Raw genomic sequence first — 25,643 nt, 5'->3', positions numbered from 1 at the left:
AGTTGTAAAGGACTCCAGTGGGCAGTGATTAATCCAACTTACGGACATTTTGTTTGGGTTTTGCTAAATTTTGTCCATAAGATTACTTCTTATAGACAATTTAATAGGAATTTTTATTTTTTGTCCGTAAGATTGGTTCTTATGGACATTAAAATCCAATGACTCCTTATTATGTCCGTAAGATCTATTCTTATGGACACTTTCCAGGCTTTTCTGCTTATTTTGTCCATAACAATAGATAAGGTGTTCAGTTAACCCTCAATCTATAAAAAGGCTCCGTATGTAATTCAGAAACAAACCGACAGACTATAATGGAAGCACGGAGAGACATCTCTGCATATCAAAAAACCCAAGGTAAAATGTTTACCTTGGGTTTCTTATGGTCATTTTCTCCTCTTTTAAACAACATGTCGGTCCCAATGTCTGTGGACTGCTATTGCATCGATAAACTCCTTCGAAAAATCGGATGAATTTCCACTTAGAACAACCCCAGGGCTATCTTTCATATCAGCTACATTAAGAAGGTCTTCTCCGACATTGATAGCACCTATCGGCTTGAAATGAGAATATGCCTCATGTACAAAGTAGATTGCTTTCTTATAAAAATCTTTCTTTTCTTCGTTACCTCCAGCGACTAAAACAGCATCAAACAGGACCGAATCTGCTGTTAAAAAGGTATGATCCACTTGATATAATTCGCCTTTTTTACTTTTAACAGAACCTAATTGGTCACTGATTAACTCTAGCTTAATACCTTGCTTTTTCAGATTCTCCAATACCGGTTGTACCTCGGTTTCGTCAAAACCATTACCCATAATTATAGCTACCTTTCTTGTCACTACTGATTTCACTGTATTTTCCTGACTAAGTGCTGGTGAAGATTTCGTCACCTTTATATCTTTTGACACAGGAGGTTCAACACCTATTGCTTCTGCAACTTGTTGCGCCAGTTCCGTACTTACATTAGAAAACATCTCGACTACTTGTTTCTGAACAGATTCACTTTCTACTTTTCCTAATTCAAAACTAAACGCATTAATGATATGTTGCTTCTCGGCATCACTCATACTATTCCAAAATAACGTAGCTTGCGAAAAATGATCCTTGAAGCTTTCACTCCGGGCACGTATTTCATGACCATCTACTTTTTCTTCGTAATGCTTATAGCCTCCTTCTGCCTCTGTCGACGGTTCAGGGGTATTCTGAGCCAATGAATTCTTATGGTAGCTGACAGGTCCTTGATTAATAGTTTGTCTGCCGTATCCATCTCGTTGATTATTATGGAATGGGCATACCGGCCGATTAATTGGCAGTTCGTGAAAATTCGGTCCTCCCAAACGAATCAACTGTGTATCTGTATAAGAAAACAGGCGTCCCTGTAATAATGGATCATTGGTAAAATCAATTCCCGGAACTACATGACCAGGATGGAATGCAACTTGTTCCGTTTCGGCAAATACATTATCGACATTTCGATTCAATGTCATTTTGCCGATAATCTTTACTGGCACGTCTTCTTCCGGCCACAACTTGGTTGGATCTAATATATCAAAGTCAAAACTAAATTCATCTTTTTCGGGAATCATTTGTACCCCTAGTTCATATTCAGGGTACTCCCCATTTTCAATAGACTCCCATAGGTCTCTTCGATGGAAATCTGGATCTTTACCGTTTAGTTTTTGCGCTTCATCCCATACTACTGAATGTGTTCCTAATACTGGTTTCCAATGAAATTTAACAAAATGGGATTTCCCTTCTGCATTAATAAATCGGAATGTATGGACACCAAATCCCTCCATCATCCGGAAGCTTCTTGGAATCGCCCGGTCTGACATGGTCCACATAACCATATGAGCAGACTCCTGGTTATTCGCCACAAAGTCCCAGAAGGTATCATGGGCAGAAGCTGCTTGTGGCATCTCATTATGTGGTTCAGGCTTTACAGCATGTATTAAATCAGGGAATTTCATTGCATCCTGAATGAAAAAGACAGGTATATTATTCCCTACCAAATCATAGTTTCCTTCTTCTGTATAAAATTTAGTTGCAAACCCTCGTGCATCACGCGCTAATTCCCCTGATCCTTTACTACCCGCAACAGTTGAAAACCTCACAAATACGGGTGTTTTTTTCGATGGATCCTGTAGAAAGTCAGCTTTCGTGAATTCCTTCATTGAATCATACACTTGAAATTCTCCATGAGCAGCAAAACCTCGCGCATGTACGATTCTCTCCGGAATTCGTTCATGGTCAAAGTGTGTCATCTTTTCCCTGAAATGAAAATCTTCCATTAAGGTTGGTCCACGTTCTCCTGCTTTTAAGGAGAACTCATCTTCATCTTCATGAACTTTCACACCTTGATTTGTCGTCATCTTCTTCCCACGGTCGTCTTTTGTGAATTGCTCTAACTGTTCCTTCTTGCTGTTATGACTCTTCACTTTAAATCCTCCTTGTGGAATTGATGAGAAGTTATTACAGAAAACCTCTTCCCGTGAGAATAAAAGGTGAAACATCCCATTTACAATAAAATCATATGAAGGCTGACGAATATGGATCAGATCCGGTCGGCGTGAATTTAGCGGAGGGAATTTCAACTTAGTTTCCATGTTGGAACTTGTCAAAAAACATAATATTTCCCTGGAAATAATCGCGACCTCTGGTCTTTGATGAGACGAAAACCACAACTAGACATACTAAAGTGTCTTCAAGAACATAACTGCATCGTCGCACACAAAAATGCTTAGATTTAAATCCAAGTAATTTCGTTTATGTAGTACACCACTTACAACAAGTTTAAAAATTAAAGTGTATATATTTTTTAACCATGTTATCGTCATCATGTGTCTAGTAACAGAATAAACGAGGAAAGGGAGAAGTAAGTATGAAATTCAAGATCGAAACACTTCCAAACTATCGTATCGCTTATTTGCGTCAAGTTGGACCATATGGCCCTACAAATATCAAAGTAATGGAGAAGCTAAAAAAATGGGCTAAAGAGAAAAATCTTCTTAAATCAGCAACCCTTTTTGCAATTCCACAAGATAACCCTGATACAGCAACTCCTGACAAATGTAGATTTGATGCTTGTATTGTGATTTCAAAAGATTATCAATTAGATGAATCAATGAGTGAAAGTGAACTTTCTGGTGGAAAATACCTTATATACGAAGTCAAACATACAGCAGAAGATATTCAACAAGCATATACTGACATTTTCCCATTACTACTAAACAACGGATATCAAATGGATAACAAACCCATCCTAGAAAAATACACTGATGATATGATTTCCAATCCTTATTGCGAGATATGTATACCTGTTAAATCTTAACAATAAAAGCAAAAAAGAAGAACAAGTTGTTTATCAAATACTTCTTGTTCTTCTTTAATCTTAAAATGAATTTCTTGATTTGATAACAATAAATGATGGTCTCCGTTTTTCATTTACTAATTTAGGCATTTTCTGTAACCCAACAGGTATTGACTGTGGTTCTATTATCTTTTCTAACACAAGTCCGTTTTCTATTAATGTATTTACTAATGTAGAAATCGTTCTATGATATTTAATAACACCATCAATATACCAATGCTGTTCTCTTTTCCCTTCCTCTTGATAATTATCTAAAGACCAATGTAATTTATTACCATCGACATCCTTTACCCAACCATTCATCTCTTTTTTAGCTGTTACAATAGGATGTTCCGTTGAGAATATAAATTCCCCATTTTTCGTTAATAAATTTCTAACCTTTTTAATCAGATTTGCGTAATCTTCCACATAATGAACTGCCAAGGAGCTTATGACTAAATCAAATTTCTGATTCTCTAATTCTAAATCTTCTATTGATATACAAATATAATCTATGTTGTTGTGTGCGTTTTCTTTTTTTGCCTTCTCTATCATATTTGCTGATATGTCTACACCTAAAACCTTCGATGCCCCGTTTTCAATACAATATTTTGCAAATTCACCAGTCCCACACCCTAAATCCAAAACAGATTTACCATCCAGATTTGAAATTGCTGATTTTATTGCGGGCTGTTCAACAAAATCATTATAGGTAATGCCACTTTCTCGTAGTGCACTATATTCTTTAAAGAATTTTGGATCATCATAAATATTTTGTTTCAATAGTATCCCCTCCAATATTGTGTTACCTTGCGATACCAGTTTACCAAATCAGCAGACAAAACATCTTTGGATTTCACAACCAAAACATGCTTTAAATCTTATTTCTTTTTTGAATTTTAAAAGCGAGGTATAAAAGCATAAATAAAATAAGTGCAATAACTTCAAGGGACAAAATATACCACGGATAAGGTCCTAAAAAATCAATTGGACTTGCATTGCTAGGTTTTTCAGCTAAAAACATATAATTAGATCCTATTATTTTATTGACGATAAATACACAGCCTGCCATTATATTAAGAACAATAAATGCTCTAATCACCGACCCTAATGTGGGTGTATATTCTTCGATCCATACCATATAAAAACATGAGAGTATAATGGCGATATGGGCAATAAAAAACTGAAAGAAACGCATATGTGGAAACCCGAAAAAAAGCTCTGGGGTGACGAGGGCTACGAATGCTCCTATCATACTTACAAAAAAAGAAACTTCGAACACTTTATAATTTCTTGTAAGTAACATGATCGTACATAAATATAAGGAGATGGAACATAATTGGAAAGGTAAGTTGATCATTACATCCCACCTATCATGTAACAGATACCAAAAGTGAAAGGAAGCCTCTCCAATTACAAGGAATGCAACTAAAGTATATTTGAAAAACCGCTTATACTTTCTTGTTATGCTTTCTCTAAATATATACATACATGCTAGTAAACCCAATGTAAGGAGTACCACACAAATATGGGAAAGAGAAAACAATTGAAATGGATATTCTGCGCGATTAAAACTAAACAACCCCTGCATAGTTTCATCCCCTTTTTTCAAATTTTTCTATTTTTTGTTATAATATAGACTTTTATAGTAGAATAAACAAAGGTTTACAAGGTATCTAGCAACTTCAAATGCCATAAAATAATTTAAAACACTTTGTTAGGAGTTTTATTATGTTTGTAAGAAAAATAAGATCTTCAATAACCGTAATTATTCTAGTTTCTTTGTTATTATCATTTTTATTTCTTTTTTCACAAAACACCAATTTTATCGGCCGTTTCGTTACAGATGTACTATTGTACGTAGTATATCTTGCTCCAATTATACTCCTTTTCGGATTACCAACAACCATTATCATTGAAAGGTTTTTTAAGCATAAATCTGAATTTCTGTCTATGCTTCTTCATGTTTTATTTGCCATACTTTTTATACTATTATTTTATGTAATGCAATCAAGTTATGAGTCTTTCATATTATTTATGGAAAGTACATCTAGTATTATTTTCGCTGCTTTATTATCTTCCATCCTAATTTGGGCGGTTGATTACTCATTTAAGCGACTGATAGCTAATAAACCTAATGATTGAGGTAATTAGGGCGTTGTTGAAATTACAGGAAAAAATAAATACCTATCGAGGAGGACAAAATGCTTAAATCTTTATGTCTCACCGAAAAATTTCTCTTATGTTTGACCATTTTACTCATAGTTTTATCTGGGTGCAAAAATAATCAAGAAAATACACAATCAGAAACAATAGGTAATCCTACACCAAAGGATTTTCTTGACGATGGAAATGCAGATATTTTTGTTTTGGGTGATATTGTCTATTCAAATGTTGAAGACGTTGACTGGGTTAAAGAACTAAATTACACAATAGGTGAAAAAGTTGGAGAGATTACAAAACAAACTGATAAAGCAAAAGATTTTAAAAATGGAACTTCTAACAAACTGCCTATTGGAACAAAAATATATGAAACAGATACACCTATCTATATTGCCATTATAAATGACATGGAAATTCCCTATCTTAAGATGATTGAAGGATAACAGATATTTTCTGGACCTCTTAAATAGAGTTCTTTTTTTAACATCTCAATCGTTGTACAATTCAGTTATTTCTTTTTAAAGCTCTATAATTTTCAATTTAAATCAGGAAAAGTAGCTAACTTCTATTTTTGTTATTCAAGAAAGTCATTCTTTATTTAATCTCCTCTTTGAGAATCTGAATAATGCGACTACTAAACAAAGCATGCTGACTGCCCACAAAAAACCAGAGATCCCTATTAGAAGTGAAATTTCTTCAGATGCCATTGGATGATCGTAATTAAAATTAACCGCTTTTAACGCAAAATAAATGGCGACAGATAATAATATTAAATGCAATAACGTCCAAATATATCCTGAACTTTTATTTCGTATCCAAAGAAAAATTGTAACTAATATAGTAATACCTATAACAGTCGAAAATCCACCAATTAACATTCCCATCACTTCTTGCTCTAATGGCATAAGATACCTCCTCATTTTATGGTACTCCCATTTTTATCGCATCAAAATAGTCACATCTACTATTCTTTTTTTTTCTTATCCGTGCTTTTCATCTCCCTATACCAGCTCCTTTAGGAGTTTTATGATTAGATAATAAATACAATTTTTCTTTCAGATAAGATGTTAATAATAAAAAATGAAAATATATATTTGCCGCTATAAATCCCAAAATGGCCGACCTTAATAACTCATATAATAATAGGTCATGGAGCGTTATGATTAGATATACAAAACTAACTACTATTCCTCCAAGCGAGTAAATAATTAATCGAACTAGATAATAAACCCATTTTGGCTTATTATTTACCTTCTCAGTTAGCCGATCGATTAGAATAGAAACGGGTAACCCACCGAGAATATATATTGCACCCGAGTAAACTACGACAAAACTAAAAGTTTCTAAAGAACCAAAATAATAAACATTAGGGCTACGTTCAGAAATTGGAACATAGGTTATCCAAGCATAAAGTAATGCAAAGAGAAGTGTTGATAATATGACTACTAAAAATCGCTTCATTTTTATACACCTCACTAACTACACACAAATATAGTCCATTTACACACTCTCTAAAACGTGTTTCTGAGTTCCTTCAACTCTTCTTTATCACTGGAATCTATCTCTTAGTATCTATCAAGCACCAACCTCTCTTAACTTAGATCCATTGTATCTCCCCTATAGATCATAACAAAATGTCTTCAAAGCATCACAATAACAATTATATCAAGAGTAGATTTAGTCTCTTTATTCTTGTTTTTGGTACTCCCACTCTTCTCGTAATATCCCCATTTTTATCGCGTCAAAATACTCTCCATCTACTATTCTTGCTTTTCTTATCCGTGCTTCTTCCTTCATACCAACCTTTTCTGCTACTTTTATCATTCTGCTATTTCCTGACCATGTAGACATCCCTAATCTATGTATATCAGAAGACTTGAACAGGAAATCAATCCATAACTGATAGGCTTCCGAGCCATATCCACCGTTCCAATAATCTTTATCATATATAACAATCCCAGTTTCAAGCCAATTGGTATTTTTATCAATCCAATGAGCACCAACGTAACCAAGTAACTTACCTTCTGCATATATAATAAGGGAATCACGGAAACCATAAATCTTATTATCCTTCAACCACATATTACGATATTCCTCTTTTGTTTGCCTTTCTTCCGGTATATAAGGACCATTCCATTTTTTTGCTTCTTGTTTTTCCTCTTCAAACTTCCAATAGTATAGTTCATCAACAGCCGCTTCTGTCGGTTCTTTTAATACTACTTTATCTCCTGCTATTTCAACCATTATTGATTATTTCTCCCTTTCGATTCTATTTCCCTTGCTTCAATCAGATCAGAGGCTATTAACTAGTTAAAATTATTCAAAGGGTATGTTTTTAAATGTTCATAATCGATCAATTTACCATCTGCACTTACTATAATTACATCTTCACCATAAGTAATATGAGCACGATAATAAGGTTTAACTTTTAATGTGATTTCATATGCTCCGCCTACTCCATAAAGCTGCTTTATTTTTAGTATTTCCGTATCATATGAAGCCCAGGTTAGCCCCTCTGGTGCATCCTTATCATCTTTATAAATTTCAGTTATCGCTCGATCAATTGGCTCTCTTAAGCTATTGATAAGTGCATATTTAAGTGTATCAGATAACTCCGTATCGGCTTCATTTATTGTTTGTGAGTGAGCTGGTACCTGATAACTTACTAAAAAGAAAATGGTGAAGATAAGACTAACTGCTTGTTTTTTCATGTTGATCACCTCTGTTTAGCTTGAGAAAACGAAACAGATCTTATTCACTGAAGAAAAAAACACCAAATAGTCTGTAATAACTTTATATTTTCTTTAAAATTTCATCTACAAACCTCTTCTTTTCTGCTGTATATGATGGTTCCTCTTTTGGGAATTTCCATGCTAAATATTGCTTTAATACATCATACTCTTTTGCCTTTTCTGGATTGGAATTCAGATAATCCCTAAAATAAGTATGTTCTTTCCACCAGCTGCCTTTGTATTCAACCACATGCATAATATGTGTTTTCGTTGGGCTTTCTAAGTCCGTAAACTTAGCAAACACTACTTTTCCATCGAGTCGCACTTTCGATAAATGGTAATATCCTGTTTCTTTTAATCATTCTTCATCAAATTTCCTGACGTCTTCTAAAGTATCAACACCTACTAGTATATCAATAATAGGTTTAGCTATGATGCCTTCTATAGCGGTGCTTCCGAAATGTTGTATATCTTTAGTGTTTTCTCCAAAGATTGATTGTAATAACCCCATATCCCCCAGCCCAGACCCTAAGCCCCATGAAGTTTGGTAAAAGTAATGCGAAGGTTTACGTAGAAGCCCAAACAGGTAAGACTTTTGCAAATGTGGCTGGTCAAGAAGAAGCGAAGGAAGCTTTAGAAGAGATCGTTACTTTTTTAGACAATCCAGAAAAATATAAAGAAATTGGGGCGAAAATTCCTAAAGGTGCTTTACTTGTAGGACCTCCAGGAACAGGTAAAACATTACTAGCAAAGGCCGTAGCTGGTGAATCTAAGGTTCCCTTCTTCTCCATTTCTGGCTCTGAATTTGTAGAAATGTTTGTAGGGATGGGTGCAGCGCGTGTAAGAGATTTGTTTAAGCAAGCACAAGAAAAGCTCCTTGTATTGTGTTTATAGATGAGATTGATACGATTGGTAAAAGTCGCGGAGCAAATGGACCGGGTGGGAACGATGAAAGAGAGCAGACCTTTAATCAGCTTTTAACTGAAATGGACGGTTTTGACGCAGATAAAGGTGTTGTCATCCTGGCAGCATCCAATAGACCTGAAACATTAGATAAAGTATTATTAAGACCTGGAAGATTTGATAGAAGAATCCCAGTAGAATTACCTGACTTAGCCGGTCGAGAGGCAATTCTAGAAGTTCATTCTAAAAATGTAAAGTTTGAAGATAATGTCGACTTCAACTTAATCGCTAGAGCTACAGCTGGAGCATCTGGCGCTGATTTGGCTAATATTATAAATGAAGCAGCACTTCGAGCAGTTCGTTTAAATAGGAAAAATATAAACCAAAGTGATTTGGAAGAATCTGTTGAAGTAGCAAATGGGGGTCAGACCCTCCTAGTGGACACTTGTCCATATGTTGGGCCTGACCCCTTCACCTTATTTTTTTGCTCAAAACACATTATCGGAAAACATAGTTTATGCTGCAGATAAGTCTGATTTTTGTTTCCGTCGGTACACTACCTTAGATAATAAAACACTACATTCATATAAAAATAGCAGTGGAATAATAACAAGTATGTCTGATAGAAAATCTGGAGGTGTTATTAGCACAGCTGTTACAATCAAAATAAAATAGGAATACTTTCTAGCTTTTTGCAAACTATAAGGATTTAGCACCCCAAGAGTAGTTAAAAACATGATAACAACAGGAATTTCAAATAGAAAACCAAAAGGTAGTACCATATGAATTAAAAATAGAAAGTATTTCTCTGTCGTGAAAAATTCCATAAACATGTCTTCTGACAGCGATAGTAAAAATTGAAATACTAACGGGAAAATGACAAAATAACCAAAACAAATACCCACAATAAAAAGAAAAAATAGTGCTGGTATATATGCTAATGTTACTTTTTTCTCTTTTTCAGATAAAGCAGGTCGTACAAAGAGCCAAATCTGAAGGGAAGCAATTGGTATCGTACCCGCTATTGCAACCACAACTGCGAGCATTAAATAAACCCACAAAATATCACTTGGACCTAGAACTGCTAATTTTATTGATAGATCTTGGATTAACCAATGATAAATATTCTTTACATAAACTAAAGCCAAAATTACAAATAACATAAAACATCCAATGACAATAATTAGACGTTTACGTAATTCACTTAAGTGGTCCACCAGATTCATCTCTTGTTTATCCATTAAATCACCTCTAAAAAAGAAGATGAAAGCATGGAAGTTACCTACATCTTCTAGAATCTCTTATTTAGCTACTTTTGTTTTTTTTGGTTCTTCTATTTCTTTATCCTCATTATTGTCTTTGTCCTCATCTGCTACCAAATCACGTGTTGATTTTTTAAATTCTCTTAAAGTAGATCCGAATGCACGGCCAATTTCAGGTAGCTTGGATGGGCCAAAAATAATTAATGCGATGACAAGAACAAGAATTAAACCAGGTATACCAATATTCTGTAACATTAAAAAACCTCCATTGTTTTAGATAGCTTTTTTTCTTTGTGATAGAAATTATATAATTTATAATCTGCCTGTTTCCCACAAACTTCACATTCTAACTCTTCAAGTAATTTATAATCATCTGAGATAGATTGAATATGTGGAAGAAAAATCACTTTTAAGGCTTTACGAACATGCTGTTTGCAAACAAAAACCACATTATATACTCCTTCCATAACCAAGAAAAATTACATACTGCTAACTTTTATGACACCTTCACTTTTGGAAATAAACTTGCTGCAATGAAATATAAAAAAAGATGTAAACCATACAGAATGCTAGCTTACATCTTTTTTTATGGTATCCTAAAAGACGCTTTATTACATTTTTACTCCATGGCGCTCAAATGCAGCAGCTTCTAGGACGGACATACCCTGTACCTCGGCAGCCTTAGCTACTTGTTCCGAAACTTGCGGTGCAAGATTGGCTGGAGCAGCAAAGGACATTTCTCTTGCGCGCGCAGCGTTTCTGCGTTGGAACGGTCCCCAAATGGCAAAGGTTTTGCCTGGACTTTGAATATTGAGAAAAAGTGTATTTCCATCAGACGAAAATATTGGTCCTGCTAATTCTGCGCCACTTAGACGATTTGCTGCAAATGGATAAACTTTCCCTTCAGGGGTAATTCCCAACAGTCGATCTTGGCCTCTACCATCTTCCGCAAACCAAAGGTCGCCCCAAGGAGTACAGCAGATATTATCTGGATACTCCATATTTCGTGCATTATTCCCCTCATAGAAAAGCTCCAACGTATTCGTGTGAGGAATATAACGATATACGCGTCCAAGTTTTTTATCGCCAGCAGAGGTATCATCGAACCAGAAAACACCCTCTTGGAAGAACGCTCCCTCAAGTCTAGAGAACTGAATGCAGTTTTGTTTTTCAGCGTCCTCGCGGCACCAATGAGGATCTACTTCCTTCCAAACGATTTGAAATGTTTGTCCAGTTTTAAATGTGCTTGCGGCTGGATCGGTTACTGCTTCGATCGCAGCAGCATAAAGTGTTCCGCCTTTTTGTAACGAACCTGATTTTTGGCTAGTGTCATTTGGAATAAAACGATAGAAGTAGCTTGGACTTGCATCCTCAGTTAAGTACACATAACCTGTCGATGGATCAATAGCACAAGCTTCGTGAGAAAAGCGTCCCATTTCCTTAATTGGAGTTTTGGTCATATCGCTCTCCGGTTGTGACGGGTCAACTTCGAATACATATCCGTGTCCCTCAGAACGGGTTTCTTCACAAGTTAGCCAAGTACCCCAAGGTGTCGCTCCGCCAGCACAATTTCTAATTGTACCTGAAGAGGTAACATATTCTTCGATTACTTCACGATTTGCGCCTACTTTTAAAGCCGTTGTACCACCTTTAGCATTCGAATCATAAGGATTTTTTCCAAATGCTGGACCACTGGATAATTCATGATTACGTACAAGAATAGTTGTATTGTTTGGTCCTTCAAATGCTGCCATTCCATCGAATGCTCCAGGGATTTCGGTTCCGTCAGTCATCAAGTCGCCTTCTTTGGAGATAATTTTGTAATGAAAGCCTTTTGGGAGATCAAGAATACCATTCGGATCCGGAACCAAAGGTCCATACCCACCAAATCCACTAGTTGGATTATCTTTAGAGTCCGCAAGTGCTTGTGAACCAAGCCCCATTACTCCAGTAGAACCAACAGTAAGGGCAAGTGCGCTCATTCCTCCCGCTTTTAAGAAATCTCTTCTGTTCAACCCATTCTTAGAATTTTGTTCAGTCATCTTCATCTCTCCCCATCTATTTATTTATAAATCTAGTAATAGATTAAAGGAAAATTATTAAGTTAGAACCAGAATTTTGTAAATATTCAATTAAAATATGTTAAGAATGTTTAAGAATCGGGCAACTGGTTCCAAAGTAAAAGTGTTAGGCACTCGGAAAAGACAAATGTCCTTTTCAAGTGCCTGACACTCAAATCTGTATGTCATACATAACTTTCTTTTAAATCGCAAAAATAAATAACAATAGATAGAGGATACGAAATAACATCGATTCGCCTCTTTTTATTACTTCATTTCCTTCATATTTACAAGAACGTTCGTTCGCAACACAATAAAAAATGTTTTAAAAATAAAGTGCCAAGCACTTTGAAGAGATAAATGTCCTTGTCTAGTGCTTGACACTATAAATTCATTTTCGAAAAAAGGTGTCAGGCACTAGAAAAAGACATCTGTCCTTTTTAGTGCCTGACACTTTTGATGTTTATTATTTATTGAATTACATTACCATTCTCATCGAAATAAATCTTTTGCACATCATCATATACACGGCGCTCTGTACGAACTAAGTCATAATTATCATCCAATATTGGGAAGATATACACTGGTGATAATGTTAATTCAGCACCTTCTTCAGTCTTTACGAAGTCCATTTGTAAATGACCGTAATGTAAACCACCGTCAATTAAATGCTTCACTCCATTTTCATTTGTTTCCCAAAGTTCTGGCTCATCATTGGTTGCGCTCCATTGTGTATAAGTATTGAAGTCTTGCGGCACATAATTACCATTTTCATCCTCAATCATCTTTTCACCGCGTAATCCATCAGCTGCAACACCTACATCATAAGAATGGAAACCACTGCCATCACCATCCAAATCTACCCAGCTACGTTCAAACATTTCATCATGTCCTGAAATAACAGTAGCTACACCATATTTCTCAAACATAGGGGAATAGACGCGCATTGCTACACCAGATTGGTTGTCTGCGTGGTCGTGATTTGGTGGTGCACCGTGAACACCGCTAGAGTATGCAGCATGGTGGAATTGAACTAAGATAATTTGTCCTTTTTCACGTGCATCTTGTAATTGTTCTTCTACCCACTTGTATTGCTCCGTGCCCGGATTAAAGTTTGGTAAATCAGTATCCGCTGTTGTCTTTCCTTCAAATAACTTTGTGTAAGCATCGTTATAATTTTCAGCTGTAAATTGACCTTGTGTATCTGTAGTGATGAGCGGATCACCAATTACTCCTTGCTCAGCCCATACCGATTCGTTTAATACAGTATCATTTTCACCATACTTTTCACCCGTTAATGTTTTTCCAGCGTATTCATCAGGAATTCCATTGGTCGAATCCAAAGTTAATAAAGTAATTGGTCCGATATCTGTTCTGTAATAGGAATCTTTGTACTGCGGATTATCCGCGTCACCAGAAGTATCGAAGTATTCATGGTACCTATTACGAGAAATTACTGCTGGTTTGCGATCTTCAGCACTACCATAACCACCATTAATAGATGCATAAGTTTTCCAGTTTCCTAGAGCTGGTAATAGTGGCGTAGTAGAAGCGATATCTGTATATTCACCTGCAAAGTGACGCCAAAACTCATCCCAGGCAGGTTGGTACCCTGAACCTTGCGCTAAATCCCCAGCAATAATTAAAGCATCTGGGTCTACAGTTTCGATATGTGCTAAGTTTTCGTTTAAAGCAGTTTTCTGAACTAAAGGGTAACGGACTTGAAACATTCCATTCCGTGTTTTATTACCAAATTTCTGATCAAAAGCAGATCCTACACCTGGGCGTTCCTCCGAACCCGGAGCATAAGGATTCACTGTATGTAATTCCCATTCACGATGTTCTAGTGCGCCTTTTGGTTCTGTTTCCGTATCAGAAAAAGCGACTAGCGTTAACTCCTCCCAATCCTCACGTTCTGGATATGTTTCAAAGGAAGAAGTAAAAGTTTTCTTTCCTTGTTTTACTGTAAACTGATATTTTGTATTTGGTCTTAATCCATTAATTGTGACAGAGTGCTTATAGTTGGAATCCGATTCGAGCCATGAGCCTTTCGTAATAGTTTCCTCTACACCATTGCCACTATCATACTTCAGTTCTTGATCTAGTTCCTTTTCTGTGTACTCCATTAATTCCATATACTGTGGCGTAGAAGTACGCTTTTGCGCCTTTACTCCCCTACCTGCTACAATTACTTTTCCAGATTTATTCAACTCTGATATCCAGTTAATAGTCATAGAAGTGCTAGTAGGAGATTGTAAGTATGGTAGTACCCGGAATCCCGTTTCTGGTTCACGTAATATTGACTCTTAACCTACTTGGTTCAACTTTTTATTTCCAACAGCCCCATCTGTAACTAGTGGACTTGTAACTAGTAAAGAAGCAATCGTTGAAAATGCTAGCCCACGTAATACTAAACTCTTTTTCATATCCGTACCTCCTATTTATTATTCGGTACTAATTATACAGACGGAATGTTAGAGTAGTGTTAATCTATTGTTAAGAGATAGAATAGTAGGGAAAATTAGACTATTAAATTCTATGAAAATAACGTGTCAGGCACTTGGAAAAGACATATGTCCTTTTTAGTGCCTGACACTCAAATCTATTCAAAATCTATTCATATAGTTTAATCTTCAACTAAATTAATCCTGAATTATTCATACCTCAAAGTTAAAGCAGGAATGAAACCCCAATCGATGCTATTTTTATTTTTTCTGCAAGAATCATCTGATAATTTCACCATGTTTGAAAAAGGACACAGTGACTGCTAGAAAATGATTATTTTTGGACAGACTACTCCCTTGGTTTTTGGATAGGTTTTCAATAAAATGTAAAATAAATAGAAATGACGGATATTCATTCTAGCTGTAGTTAGCACGTCCCAAAAAAAGGATACATAGACGAAACTAGAAGCTAATTTAAAGTACAGGGATCGCCCTGATCGGACTAATTTGCTTGCTACTTTAATGAGCTTCGTTCTGATCGTTTGAATTTGCATGTTCTTTTTCTCATCAGGAAAACATAATGTGCTTAGCCAGTTCGTTAAGTTATATGCCAACAAACTTAACATCATCTTTACCTCATTCACTTGAAAAGAATGGCTGTTCATTTTATCGAAAAAGAAGCCATTTTTCGCTTCTTTGATATAGTTTTCCATTGTTCCTCTTTTTTGATAGGAACGAACAATAGCTTCTGGTGTAAAAGCATCAATTAAATTGGTCACAAAGAAAGCATGGGTGAAAAACAATTCACCTGCTGGACGAACCGATTGTATGATCACTTTTCTCGGTTTGGACCATGATTTCGCTTGGTATTCGGTTTCCTCATCATAGCATTCTGCCTTTGTCACATCAGATGGCGCAGTGGAAGGATGCAGTTCATCTGCCAATCGCTGCAAGTTTGTGTTGGATTTCAGGCGAATGACGTAATAGACCAATTCATCTTCACATAAATCAGACAAGGCCGGGACAGCAAAACCACTATCTCCACGTAGGAATGGGGTTATCTCTGGAAACGTTTCATTATAATGTTCGATGAGAGGTTGTATAAAATCCACCACTCCATTGGAGGTATAAACATTGCCTGTTCTTAGTTTAGCCTTCATAAAATCGCCTGTTATACCATCGAACGCAACCAATGGGTGAAAACCGACTGTACCATAATGGGTATTGTACGCTGCGGAATCCTGTCCACCATATGTATCGGCATGAGTGGAATCCAAATCAAAGATAAGTGCCTTTGACTCTCGAACTTGATGTATTTTATCCAAAAGCTCTTGGTTACCCTTATTCCTTCTCTACTGCAAATAAGTTTTTCCAATTAGTCGAGTGAGTAACTAATTTTATATTACCCTTATTAACACCTAGCATCTCAATCACTCACCTTTTCACCTTGATTTTCAACATCGAGTTAGCACTTGCTTGAAATTCATATGGAACGTTTACCTCTTCTACTTCACAACCCTCAGCAGTAAGATAACTTATTATTTTATCTAAGTGCTCATAACGTTTTCCTGCCAAATCAATTAACGGAAAAATACGAATTTCCTCTTTCGTCACCCTTAATAATTCATCTAATGTTTCGATATGAAAGGAATAATCTAATTGATCGGCATACATAAACAAGAAATGTGCAGATAGCAAAATGTCAAACTCACCACCCTTAAACGGTAAGGTTGGCAGATTAACAGCAATATACCTGTCATTTGAATTTTCCATATCGTTCGTACAATCATGCAACGCACTTAACCGACTTTTCCTCAGTCCTTCTATATCTTTAAAATAATCCCACTTATAATTACTTTTTGCCTTCTCCATATGCTCCATTGCGTGTTCGATATCTTGAAGACCTTTTTGTTTTAAACTTTCGACTGAATGATCATATGCAATATCACAAGCTGTTATATCCAACCCTAATTTGTTACCGACTGCAGTAAACGAACATGCTCCTCCTGGGCAATCAAGTATTTGCTTTCCTTGGAGGTCAGATTCCGAAAGCGAAAACATTTTGAGATATTCTTGATAGGTCCTGCCGATAAATATTATTCTATTTAAATCTAACTTTGTATTTTGATCAGTTTTACTCATCTACATTTCTCCTATTATTTACTTCTTTTCATACAATCGTTACATAACAATATCGTATTCCATTCTTTTTGCCGTATTATTGGCTACCTTAGAACCAAGCAATCGTTTTACAATATGAAAGGACATATTAATTCCCGCTGATATTCCGCCAGATGTTACGATATTTCCTTCATCAACAAATTTTACTCCTTCTATCACTTCCGTTTCAGGGAACTCCGATCGAAACCGTTCAAGACTAGACCAATGCGTTGTTGCACTTTTTCCCTTTAATAATCCTGCTTTAGCTAGCAGTAATGATCCAGTACATACCGAAGTCATTAACTGAACTTTTTTCATCTCATCTGCAATCCAGTTTATTACATTAGGATTATGTATTTCTCGTTCCCTTGCACCTAAGCCGCCAGGGATAATTAAAATATCAAAGTCTGGCATGTTGGCAAAACTATAATCAGGCTGTACCTTTAAACCATTCCGAGCGTAAACTAAATCACCTTTTTCAGATACAGTTTCAACCTTAAATGGTTTATGTTCACTTTCTATTGTTGTAACAGAAAAAACCTCAAATGGACCTGCAAAATCCAACACTTCCACATCATTAAAAATAAAAATTCCTACTCTCCAAGAACTCATGTTTATCCCGCCTACTTTATAGATTTTCTATATCGTCTAAAAGTCCGAATGACTTAAAAATTTTATACCTATCGATCAGCATGATTCCTTTCCAATTCCTTCTGGCAACAGCAAATTCTTCAGGATAGCTTCCCCATTGCCAGGGAATATCCCAAGTACCTTCCTCAGAAAGTTGCTCTATATAAAAGTTCAAATTCTGCTCTACTAAATCGCTCATATCTTCATAAAGCGGATGCTCCGGACTATCAATAAAATCAAGTGGCAGAGGTTTATAACCAGTTGACCATGCTGAAACATCCCTATCGACACACTTTTCGATTAGTGTATTTATTTTATCCGAGGCATCTCTTAGTAAATGGTCATCATTATACATAGCGATGATTTTCAATAATTGCTGATAATTATTGATCTCATGACTGTCCATTTGATCACTACTCATCAAGTGATCCATTGCCTTATCTATCAATTTCCAACCTAACTGTGCTGTTTCACTATTATCTGGGGACCAATGAATGAAGAAACCAGCTAACTCTGCACTAGGATTGAACATCCAGTTATCTTGTACTCCCTCTTTCCAATGCCACCATGGTGCGTGGGGATGTTGATTGTTTTCAGGCAAAACCGATGACCAAATTCCCGTACTTTCATTACAGGTTTTTGATAAATACGCAAGCATAGATTGTACAATTGCTTCGTCAGATCTGGCTCCTATTTCCATTAAAATTTTACCAGCTGCCCAGGTAGCCATTGGGGACGAATCTGGAGTCCAAAAATCTGGTTCAATACCATGACCAAAGCCTCCGTCTTCATTTTGAAAGGCAGATAAATAATGAAGAACGTCGTGACGGGGTTCGTCTTCAAACAGATATCTCCAACGTGCAGCCTCTAACGGTCTGACATTTCGTTTTATCCACGCACTCGACTTACCTATTGATTGTTTGGTTAGTTTCATTTGAAAAACTCCCCTCGAATTTGTTTTGGTCTTTTTGTACCAATCTTTTTAATAGAACTTGAAGCACTAGAACAATAATGAGCATATTTAAGAGTAAACCACCGAGATTAATATGCATGCCTTTATTTCCATTAAATATGTTAGACAATAACCAGCTACTGTATGGGTTATGCTGATAAATCGTTATATACTCTAATGGAAAACCAAAATGGTAAGTGCCCCACCAATCATTGTCACTTGCAAAATCACTAGGGATAAATAACGTTAGCACGATACAAAAAAGACAACTCCACTTTAGAAATTTCTTATTTAATTTTTTCACAAACTACCTCCACATTTTCTTGCTCTGGTATCTTGAAATTTCACACTACTCGTTACTGCTTTCTCACTACAAGATTTATTCTCTGCTTTAAATATATGTTGGTAAATCCTTTACGGTTTTCAATTGATATATGTTATCTTCTTGAAACTCAACACCTATATCGATTCCAAAACCTTTGATTCCCATATTAATAGCTAATTTTATATCATCTACTGAATCACCAATCATAAAGGATTCTTCTAAATTAATTTCTGGATATTTTCGCATTGCTTGCTCAATCATCCCTATGTTTGGTTTTATACAATTACATCCTTCGCTTTTACCGTGCGGGCAAAAATAAATATCAAGAATTTCAATGTTTTCACGTTTTAAACTATTTATCATTTGGTTTGTAATATGATGGTATTGGTCCATCGTAATATATTCTTCGTTAATAATATATTGGTTTGTAATGATAATTATTTTATAACCCTTCCGTATGACTTCTTTCAGTGTATTTACAGCCCCTTCTATAAATACTGGGTTCTCTACGCTACTCCATTTATGATCAGGATAATCTTCAATGATTGTGCCATCCCTATCAAAGAATGCAACTTTCAACCCTTCTCCCCCTAACCTAACGGAATGAACAAAAACTATAGACATCGTCCATACCTTAAACACATACACCATAATAAATAAAATAAAAACTTTAATTATCTAGTTGTTTAACTAATTATGATAATCTCCATTCTGGAATTAAGGAATGGAATTTAAAAACGAAACTCTGACGTGGATAACTGTGTACAGAGCTAAAACTGTTATGTATGTAAGAAGCCAAATATAGAGTGATTGATTTTAAAATAAATACAGTAGCAACATACCAATCGGGAATGGTACTAACACAATTAACCATATTGGAGCGCCTAAGTTTTCTGTAAGTCTCCTAACGAAACTACTGAAAAACCGATGACAATAGATTGCCAGATAGATATATCATTGGTGATTAATTGACAGCCTAAAAAATAGGACAAAGTAGTAAGAACAACAGATAAAATGAGACTATGATTAGTGAAACTTATCAGGGTGTTAGCGTCTGTTATCCACGACTTCAAGCTTCCTTGTGTTACTTGAAGCGTGAGGTCGGGGTCTTACAGACGGTTACCACTGTGATAAAACAAAACTTAAAAAATAACTCATATTACTCTCTTTTTTGAATTAAATTTATATTGATATTAACTGCATCGATTTACATTTATTTTACCATAAAAATCCATATCTTTTCGGCAAATTTATACCCTGTTTCACACTAATTATGAAAGGGCACTGGCTATCGCTACCTATTGCATGCTAAACTAATTCATTTAATACTGGGATTCCCAATTAATTAAAAGCACCTGTACCAGTAAGTAAATCACAACTGGCACGGTGCTTATTTTTTACTTATCATTAATCAACTTTCAGAGACACAAGAAATCCTTAATCAATGTTCACCACATATTTATCTTCCGGTACCTCTAATATAAACGGGCTTCGTTTTCTATCTGCTAACATCACCAATTCATGCATCGCCCTCGTACAAGCGGTATAAAAAAGAGTTCGTTCTGCTTCGCCTGCATACATTGCTTCTGAGGCATCAGGAATAACAACTGCATCAAATTCAATCCCTTTGGCCAAATAAACCGGTAGCAACAAAATTCCTTTTTGGTAGGAACGCGTTTCCTCATTTATGTTGGTAACCGATAGCGAATCACTCAGCAGAGCAAGCATCTCATCACATTCTCGCTGTGTCTTACAAATAAGCGCGATTGTTTCATGGCCGTTATCCTGCAATGCCTTTATTTTGGCAAGTAATGTCGCGACTTTATTTCCTTGATGGATAAGCAACTCGGGTTTCTGACCTTCCCTGTTAAACGGCTCAATCATTTCACCCTCTGGGGCAAAATAGGTTGTGAAGTCGACGATTTGTTTGGTTGACCGATAACTCTTGGTCAAAACAATTCGTTCGTAACTTCCATCTTCATCACTCGGTACAAGCGGACTTCCTTGAATGGCATGGGTATAAATTGCCTGGTTAATATCCCCTAGCAGGGTCATTCTTGTATAAGGAAACTGTTCCTTGATATAAGCAAACTGAAATGGAGAATAATCCTGCGCTTCATCAATAAGCAAATGGCGTACTGACCGGTCAGCAGTATCTCCTAATATACGGACTTTAAAATATAGATATGCAATAGCCTCTTCCCACGCCAAGTACCCGTTGGAAAGATCTTTAATCGTCCACTCTCTTATATCATCCCAACCTTCGGGTGCATTCTCTAGAGTCCAATCGGTAAAAAACTTCTTATACGTTTTTAAAATATGAACAAATTGAAATTGCTTTATCCTTTTTTTCAAACTCGAAAAAGCTTTTTTTACGACTTTTTGACGCAGAAAACCCTCCTCTGTTTCTCCTGCAGTTAATTCGTTCGGATCCTGTTCTTGCATACGGTAATGCGCCTGTAAATATTCCTCTTTGTCTAATAACTCAATCTGCTCCATAACCCAATCCTTGTTTTTTTCTTCCTGCTGTTGCTTTTGTATTTCACGCAAAAGCCATTTTGCAACAAGTTCCAATTTGTTCGGAATCGAAACAGTCGGATCCAAAGAATAGAAATAGTCTCGAATTTGTTCTTTAGTGACAAGCACCCGTTTGCGGAATAAGACATTTTTAAACAGCAATCCACCTTTAGCCAAACTTGACATGTATTCATCCAAATGTTGTTTAAAGTCTATACTTGATTTATAGTCAATACACGCTCTTTTCATACGATAATGCGCGTCACGTATTCCTGTCAATTCAGCTTCCATATGCTGAAATGGTGACTCAACGGTTAGCTTATTTCCAATTTTGTCCACAAGGTATTCATAAAATGTTGTTTGCCGCACATTCGCTTCCCCAAGTTCAGGTAGTACATTGACAACATAACTGCTAAATAGCGGGTTTGGTGAGAATAAGACAACATTATCCTTATTTAACGTCTCGCGATATCGATACAATAAATAAGCAATACGTTGCAATGCTGCAGATGTTTTACCGCTTCCTGCCACCCCTTGGACAACTAGATAGCGATGCTGTTCATCCCTGATAATTTTATTTTGCTCTTTTTGGATGGTAGACACAATACTTTTCATCGTGGTACTGGCATTATTTCCAAGCGCTTGCTGCAACATTTCATCGCCTATGGTGACTCCCGTATCAAACATCCCTTTAATGACACCGTTACGGATGATAAATTGCCGTTTTAACGTCATCTCACCTGTAATGGTGTCATCGATTGTTTGGTATTGAGCCTTGCCAGAGGAGTAATCATAATAAAGACTGGAAATCGGTGCTCGCCAATCGTATACAAGGAATTCCTCATCGTTATGGTCCATTAATGAAGCAATACCGATATAGATTGGTTCACTAGTTGATTCGCCATCCTCTTGAAAATCAATACGTCCAAAATAGGGATTGTTTTTCAATTTTTCTAACGTCTTTAACTCTTCATCTATTTTTCCATGGATTTGTTCTCGTTCGGATAATAATTCTGCTTGCTGCTTAATACTCGCATGTGTTTCGATGACATCATCAGGTTCTTCCAAGTTTACGCTCACATCTTCCCAAAAGTTTTGACGCAAATTGATAACACTTTCTTTTAGGCTAGATAATTTTGCATTTAATTTTTCCTGTCGCTGATCGATCTCCTCAATTACATAATTCACACGATGTTGTTCCGTTTCTCGATTTTCATTTTCTTTACTCACCAAACATCCCCCATTTAACATATAATACTAACTTTAACTATTAACCTAATATCTCAAATGTACGTCCTGATTGCAGTGTCTATTATTGTTCCCACAAGCAATGGATTATAGTATTTCTATATACCCATCTGTTCCATTCACCCTGATCCTTTGTCCATCCTTAATCAGCTTCGTAGCATTTTCCACCCCGACAACTGCTGGTAAGCCATATTCACGTGCGATAACTGCTCCATGAGTCATCAGGCCACCAACTTCGGTGACGAGACCTTTAATGGATACAAACAATGGTGTCCAACCAGGGTCTGTAAAGGAAGTTACTAATATATCTCCATCTTCAAGATCGGCATCTTCCATGTGTAAGAGCACACGTGCTCTCCCCTCTATAACTCCGGAAGAAACAGGTAGACCTACAATCGCATTGGCTGGAACATTTTCTCGTTTGTACTCACCAGTAATGATTTCACCTTCAGAAGTAATAACACGTGGGGGAGTTAGTTTTTCATATAATTTGTAGTCGTCTTTTCGTTTGCTGATGATCTGATAATCCAATTTTTTTGTACGTACTGCTTCGTGAAGTTCATCAAAAGTGAGATAAAATATTTCTTCTTTGTCATGAATAACGCCAGCTTGCACGAGCTGTTCCGCTTCTTTCATTAAAGCCTGCTTATAAATGAAATAGCGGTTAATCCAACCGTATTTTGGATATTCACGATAACCGATGAAATTCCGAATTCGGCGGATCATTCGCTTTGTCTCTTCAGCTTTCTGTTCACCATCCGGCAATTGGATTAATCGAGCTAATAACTCTTGTTCTTTTTCCAAAGCTTCCTGGCGACCTTTCTCAAATTTTCGATTGCCGGCATTAGTCTCAAAGGTTTTGATGTTACCCAGAATCATGGGAACCAGTGTAATTGGTTTTTCACTCCAACGCGTTTTAGAAATATCGATTTCTCCGGCGCATCGCATTCCGTATTTATTGAGATAAGCATAGATTGCGTCTTGAGCTTCCTGTCCACCCTCGAACTTAACCAGTTCATCCAAAAAGTTATCATCTTTTACATGCTGTAAATAATCAATGATTTCCGGATAAGGACGAATCACATCGGCGACACCCATTAATGCCAGACCCATTTCTGAAGTAATATTGTTGGGTACCGATTTAGAAAGCGTATCTGCTGCGTTTTTTTCACCTAACCACTCGTTCATTTTTTCATTGATCCATAATGAAGCATTTATGGCAGTCATAAACACAGCCGTACTTCTTGAGTCAAATAAGATCTTCTTTAATTGCTGGATATCTTCTAGAATATAATCTAATAAATCCGATCCTGATTTCGTCTGGATGTTTTGTTTTAACTCTTCTACCGATGCTTGATTACTCTTAATCAAATCAGAAACGATGTTCGGATTGTTTTCAATTTGTGCCAGCATATCTGAATCACTTCTGTTGGGAATCGGTGCTGTTTGATCATTTGGTAACAATTTTATGAAATCTCGCTCTATTATGGTCATGAGTGCACCTTTTATGAGCGGATCGGATCCCACGGTATTTAATAGAGTTTCCCGACCGACAGGTGTAGCCAGCCTAGGCGCAACATCAAGAAACAACCTCCCACCGGCTTTACACATAGGTGCAGGAGTTATTAACAGGTATAAAGACATTCCCAATGGTTTCATAGGGTCTGTCATCATTTGTTGATGACCAACAGATAAATAGACGTGATTTTCTTGGGTCTTTCCTGCTTCAGGGATCGGGAAAAGCGTAGTGATTGGACGGCTCTGGACAATATAAAATGTTTCATCAACTAAACACCATTCGATATCTTGCGGGCAGCCAAAATAAGCTTCAATCTGTCTTCCGATACGTGCTAGTTGTAAAATTTGTTGGTCAGTAAGTGTTCGAGCATTTTGCTGATCAGAACCGATCTGTTGTGTCTCCGTACCGCCTTCTTTTAATCCATAGATAGCCAATTTTTTGGTTGCTATCATCTTATCGACGATTTCCTCTTCCTGCACCTTATAACAATCGGCAGATACTAAGCCAGAGACCAGTGCTTCTCCAAGTCCAAAACTGGCATCGATTGACAGTAGCTTCCGGTTAGAAGTAATCGGATCAGCGGTAAATAAAATCCCTGATGCTTGCGGGAAAACCATCTTTTGAACAATAACGGATAAATAAACTTGACTGTGGTCAAACCCATTTTTCATCCGGTAGATAACCGCACGATCTGTAAAAAGGGAAGCCCAACATTTGCTGATATGCTGTAAGATCGCTTCTTTTCCGACGATATTTAAATAGGTATCCTGTTGACCAGCAAAAGAAGCGCGTGGTAAATCTTCAGCTGTCGCACTAGAACGCACTGCATATGCATCTTCATCGCCAAACTGCGAGAGGTGGTAAGCAACTGATTTCACAACATCGGAAGGAATGTCTACTTCCATAATGATTTCACGAATCTTCCTGCTTATTTTACCAATTTGATCTCTATCCTCTACTTTTAGTAGTGTCAATTGATCTAACAATGCTCGGAAGACTTCATTTTGTTCGAGGGCTTTTTGATAAGCTTCTGTTGTAACACAAAATCCTTCCGGCACTTGTATTCCATGAACCTTAGAGAGTTCCCCTAAATTCAATCCTTTTCCTCCGACGAGCAAATGTTGCGTTTTATCGACCTCACGAAACTCTAGTACATATGGTTTCACTTCTTCCCCTCCCAATTTATCTCTCAGCACCAAGACGAATCATATGACAAAAATTGCTCATCTGATCAACCAATTACACCGTCACTCACTCCTGCTCCTGGCGAAATTATATGTTCATATCAAACACTCCTTTTTAAAAATAAAAATAGGGGTTGACTAAAGAGAACTTTGTGGTGTATAATTAAAGTACGGATATTTATACATAATAAAATT

The 25,643-nt window shown here is 36.5% G+C and carries 21 protein-coding genes and 3 pseudogenes; 3 read left to right on the top strand and 21 right to left on the bottom strand.

Annotated features, from left to right (window positions below):
• Nucleotides 1-398 precede the first annotated feature (398 nt).
• Nucleotides 399-2,438 (bottom strand): catalase, encoded by a 2,040-nt coding sequence (locus ACTWP4_RS04835; RefSeq protein WP_443127628.1) that lies wholly within the window; start codon nt 2,436-2,438, stop codon nt 399-401.
• 443 nt (nt 2,439-2,881) lie between these two features.
• Here ACTWP4_RS04835 and ACTWP4_RS04830 point away from each other — a divergent pair, with 443 nt between their 5' ends.
• Nucleotides 2,882-3,331, top strand: a complete 450-nt coding sequence (locus tag ACTWP4_RS04830) for an AraC family transcriptional regulator (RefSeq protein WP_443127627.1) — start codon at nt 2,882-2,884, stop codon at nt 3,329-3,331.
• Nucleotides 3,332-3,391: 60 nt separating this feature from the next.
• On the opposite strand, the gene ACTWP4_RS04825 is transcribed toward ACTWP4_RS04830, so the two are convergent.
• Both ACTWP4_RS04825 and ACTWP4_RS04820 read right to left on the bottom strand, forming a co-directional pair.
• On the bottom strand, nt 3,392-4,132 hold the full coding sequence (locus ACTWP4_RS04825) for a class I SAM-dependent methyltransferase (protein ID WP_443127626.1): 741 nt from the start codon (nt 4,130-4,132) through the stop codon (nt 3,392-3,394).
• 91 nt (nt 4,133-4,223) lie between these two features.
• The gene (locus ACTWP4_RS04820; RefSeq protein WP_443127625.1) at nt 4,224-4,940 is read right to left on the bottom strand and encodes a YwaF family protein; all 717 of its coding nucleotides are present in this window, start codon (nt 4,938-4,940) and stop codon (nt 4,224-4,226) included.
• Nucleotides 4,941-5,553: 613 nt separating this feature from the next.
• Between ACTWP4_RS04820 and ACTWP4_RS04815 the strand changes: the two genes are divergently transcribed.
• Nucleotides 5,554-5,955: a hypothetical protein gene (locus ACTWP4_RS04815; RefSeq protein ID WP_443127624.1), complete on the top strand. Its 402-nt coding sequence runs from the start codon at nt 5,554-5,556 to the stop codon at nt 5,953-5,955.
• Between the two features lie 144 nt (nt 5,956-6,099).
• On the opposite strand, the gene ACTWP4_RS04810 is transcribed toward ACTWP4_RS04815, so the two are convergent.
• The 5 genes and pseudogenes from ACTWP4_RS04810 to ACTWP4_RS04790 form a co-directional block, all read right to left on the bottom strand.
• A complete protein-coding gene (locus ACTWP4_RS04810) occupies nt 6,100-6,417 on the bottom strand; it encodes a hypothetical protein (RefSeq protein WP_443127623.1) in 318 nt (105 codons plus the stop codon).
• Nucleotides 6,418-6,505: 88 nt separating this feature from the next.
• Entirely contained in the window at nt 6,506-6,973 is a 468-nt protein-coding gene (locus tag ACTWP4_RS04805) for a hypothetical protein (protein ID WP_443127622.1), read from the bottom strand.
• Between the two features lie 225 nt (nt 6,974-7,198).
• Nucleotides 7,199-7,756 carry a GNAT family N-acetyltransferase gene (locus ACTWP4_RS04800; RefSeq protein ID WP_443127621.1) on the bottom strand — a complete coding sequence of 186 codons (558 nt, stop codon included), beginning with the start codon at nt 7,754-7,756 and terminating at the stop codon, nt 7,199-7,201.
• Nucleotides 7,757-7,818: 62 nt separating this feature from the next.
• Nucleotides 7,819-8,223 carry a DUF3888 domain-containing protein gene (locus tag ACTWP4_RS04795; protein WP_443127620.1) on the bottom strand — a complete coding sequence of 135 codons (405 nt, stop codon included), beginning with the start codon at nt 8,221-8,223 and terminating at the stop codon, nt 7,819-7,821.
• 82 nt (nt 8,224-8,305) lie between these two features.
• Nucleotides 8,306-8,755: pseudogene (locus ACTWP4_RS04790) on the bottom strand (GrpB family protein).
• Between the two features lie 26 nt (nt 8,756-8,781).
• Here ACTWP4_RS04790 and ACTWP4_RS04785 point away from each other — a divergent pair.
• Nucleotides 8,782-9,557: pseudogene (locus tag ACTWP4_RS04785) on the top strand (ATP-dependent metallopeptidase FtsH/Yme1/Tma family protein); the annotation flags it as partial.
• Nucleotides 9,558-9,662: 105 nt separating this feature from the next.
• On the opposite strand, the gene tatC reads toward ACTWP4_RS04785, so the two are convergent.
• The 13 genes and pseudogenes from tatC to ppsA all read right to left on the bottom strand — a co-directional run bounded on the left by tatC (nt 9,663) and on the right by ppsA (nt 25,430).
• Nucleotides 9,663-10,388, bottom strand: coding sequence for a twin-arginine translocase subunit TatC (tatC, locus tag ACTWP4_RS04780; RefSeq protein ID WP_443127619.1), 726 nt, complete (start codon nt 10,386-10,388; stop codon nt 9,663-9,665).
• A 60-nt stretch (nt 10,389-10,448) separates the two neighbouring features.
• Complete coding sequence (locus ACTWP4_RS04775; protein ID WP_443127618.1) at nt 10,449-10,664, bottom strand: twin-arginine translocase TatA/TatE family subunit; 216 nt, start codon at nt 10,662-10,664, stop codon at nt 10,449-10,451.
• A complete protein-coding gene (locus ACTWP4_RS04770; RefSeq protein ID WP_443127617.1) occupies nt 10,664-10,858 on the bottom strand; it encodes a hypothetical protein in 195 nt (64 codons plus the stop codon). The genes ACTWP4_RS04775 and ACTWP4_RS04770 overlap by 1 nt, the downstream gene beginning before the upstream one ends.
• Before the next feature lie 162 nt (nt 10,859-11,020).
• Nucleotides 11,021-12,451 (bottom strand): alkaline phosphatase PhoX, encoded by a 1,431-nt coding sequence (locus tag ACTWP4_RS04765; protein ID WP_443127616.1) that lies wholly within the window; start codon nt 12,449-12,451, stop codon nt 11,021-11,023.
• A gap of 488 nt (nt 12,452-12,939) precedes the next feature.
• Nucleotides 12,940-14,769 (bottom strand): fibronectin type III domain-containing protein, encoded by a 1,830-nt coding sequence (locus ACTWP4_RS04760; RefSeq protein ID WP_443127928.1) that lies wholly within the window; start codon nt 14,767-14,769, stop codon nt 12,940-12,942.
• Nucleotides 14,770-15,341: 572 nt separating this feature from the next.
• Nucleotides 15,342-16,250, bottom strand: a pseudogene (locus ACTWP4_RS04755) (IS1380 family transposase); the annotation flags it as partial.
• Nucleotides 16,251-16,347: 97 nt separating this feature from the next.
• Complete coding sequence (locus tag ACTWP4_RS04750) at nt 16,348-17,055, bottom strand: SAM-dependent methyltransferase (RefSeq protein WP_443127615.1); 708 nt, start codon at nt 17,053-17,055, stop codon at nt 16,348-16,350.
• A 39-nt stretch (nt 17,056-17,094) separates the two neighbouring features.
• Nucleotides 17,095-17,685, bottom strand: a complete 591-nt coding sequence (locus tag ACTWP4_RS04745; RefSeq protein ID WP_443127614.1) for a DJ-1/PfpI family protein — start codon at nt 17,683-17,685, stop codon at nt 17,095-17,097.
• A 16-nt stretch (nt 17,686-17,701) separates the two neighbouring features.
• Nucleotides 17,702-18,637, bottom strand: a complete 936-nt coding sequence (locus tag ACTWP4_RS04740) for a hypothetical protein (RefSeq protein WP_443127613.1) — start codon at nt 18,635-18,637, stop codon at nt 17,702-17,704.
• On the bottom strand, nt 18,609-18,959 hold the full coding sequence (locus tag ACTWP4_RS04735; protein WP_443127612.1) for a hypothetical protein: 351 nt from the start codon (nt 18,957-18,959) through the stop codon (nt 18,609-18,611). The genes ACTWP4_RS04740 and ACTWP4_RS04735 overlap by 29 nt, the downstream gene beginning before the upstream one ends.
• An 87-nt stretch (nt 18,960-19,046) precedes the next feature.
• A complete protein-coding gene (locus ACTWP4_RS04730; protein ID WP_443127611.1) occupies nt 19,047-19,559 on the bottom strand; it encodes a D-glycero-alpha-D-manno-heptose-1,7-bisphosphate 7-phosphatase in 513 nt (170 codons plus the stop codon).
• An 858-nt stretch (nt 19,560-20,417) separates the two neighbouring features.
• Nucleotides 20,418-22,727 (bottom strand): RNA polymerase recycling motor HelD, encoded by a 2,310-nt coding sequence (helD, locus tag ACTWP4_RS04725; protein WP_443127610.1) that lies wholly within the window; start codon nt 22,725-22,727, stop codon nt 20,418-20,420.
• Between the two features lie 105 nt (nt 22,728-22,832).
• Nucleotides 22,833-25,430: a phosphoenolpyruvate synthase gene (gene ppsA, locus ACTWP4_RS04720; RefSeq protein WP_443127609.1), complete on the bottom strand. Its 2,598-nt coding sequence runs from the start codon at nt 25,428-25,430 to the stop codon at nt 22,833-22,835.
• Between the last annotated feature and the right edge of the window lie 213 nt (nt 25,431-25,643).

Source organism: Gracilibacillus sp. D59, from assembly GCF_052246695.1.
Taxonomy (GTDB): Bacteria; Bacillota; Bacilli; order Bacillales; family Amphibacillaceae; genus Gracilibacillus.
Note: the sequence above shows the minus strand (reverse complement) of the source record. Positions and strands in the feature narration are given on the sequence as shown.

Coding starts and splice junctions, on each gene's coding strand:
- ACTWP4_RS04830 (WP_443127627.1), top strand. CDS start 2,882: ATGAAATTCAAGATCGAAACACTTCCAAACTATCGTATCGCTTATTTG.
- ACTWP4_RS04820 (WP_443127625.1), bottom strand. CDS start 4,940: ATGCAGGGGTTGTTTAGTTTTAATCGCGCAGAATATCCATTTCAATTG.
- ACTWP4_RS04815 (WP_443127624.1), top strand. CDS start 5,554: ATGCTTAAATCTTTATGTCTCACCGAAAAATTTCTCTTATGTTTGACC.
- ACTWP4_RS04810 (WP_443127623.1), bottom strand. CDS start 6,417: ATGCCATTAGAGCAAGAAGTGATGGGAATGTTAATTGGTGGATTTTCG.
- ACTWP4_RS04805 (WP_443127622.1), bottom strand. CDS start 6,973: ATGAAGCGATTTTTAGTAGTCATATTATCAACACTTCTCTTTGCATTA.
- ACTWP4_RS04800 (WP_443127621.1), bottom strand. CDS start 7,756: ATGGTTGAAATAGCAGGAGATAAAGTAGTATTAAAAGAACCGACAGAA.
- ACTWP4_RS04795 (WP_443127620.1), bottom strand. CDS start 8,223: ATGAAAAAACAAGCAGTTAGTCTTATCTTCACCATTTTCTTTTTAGTA.
- tatC (WP_443127619.1), bottom strand. CDS start 10,388: ATGGATAAACAAGAGATGAATCTGGTGGACCACTTAAGTGAATTACGT.
- ACTWP4_RS04775 (WP_443127618.1), bottom strand. CDS start 10,664: ATGTTACAGAATATTGGTATACCTGGTTTAATTCTTGTTCTTGTCATC.
- ACTWP4_RS04765 (WP_443127616.1), bottom strand. CDS start 12,451: ATGACTGAACAAAATTCTAAGAATGGGTTGAACAGAAGAGATTTCTTA.
- ACTWP4_RS04750 (WP_443127615.1), bottom strand. CDS start 17,055: ATGAGTAAAACTGATCAAAATACAAAGTTAGATTTAAATAGAATAATA.
- ACTWP4_RS04745 (WP_443127614.1), bottom strand. CDS start 17,685: ATGAGTTCTTGGAGAGTAGGAATTTTTATTTTTAATGATGTGGAAGTG.
- ACTWP4_RS04740 (WP_443127613.1), bottom strand. CDS start 18,637: ATGAAACTAACCAAACAATCAATAGGTAAGTCGAGTGCGTGGATAAAA.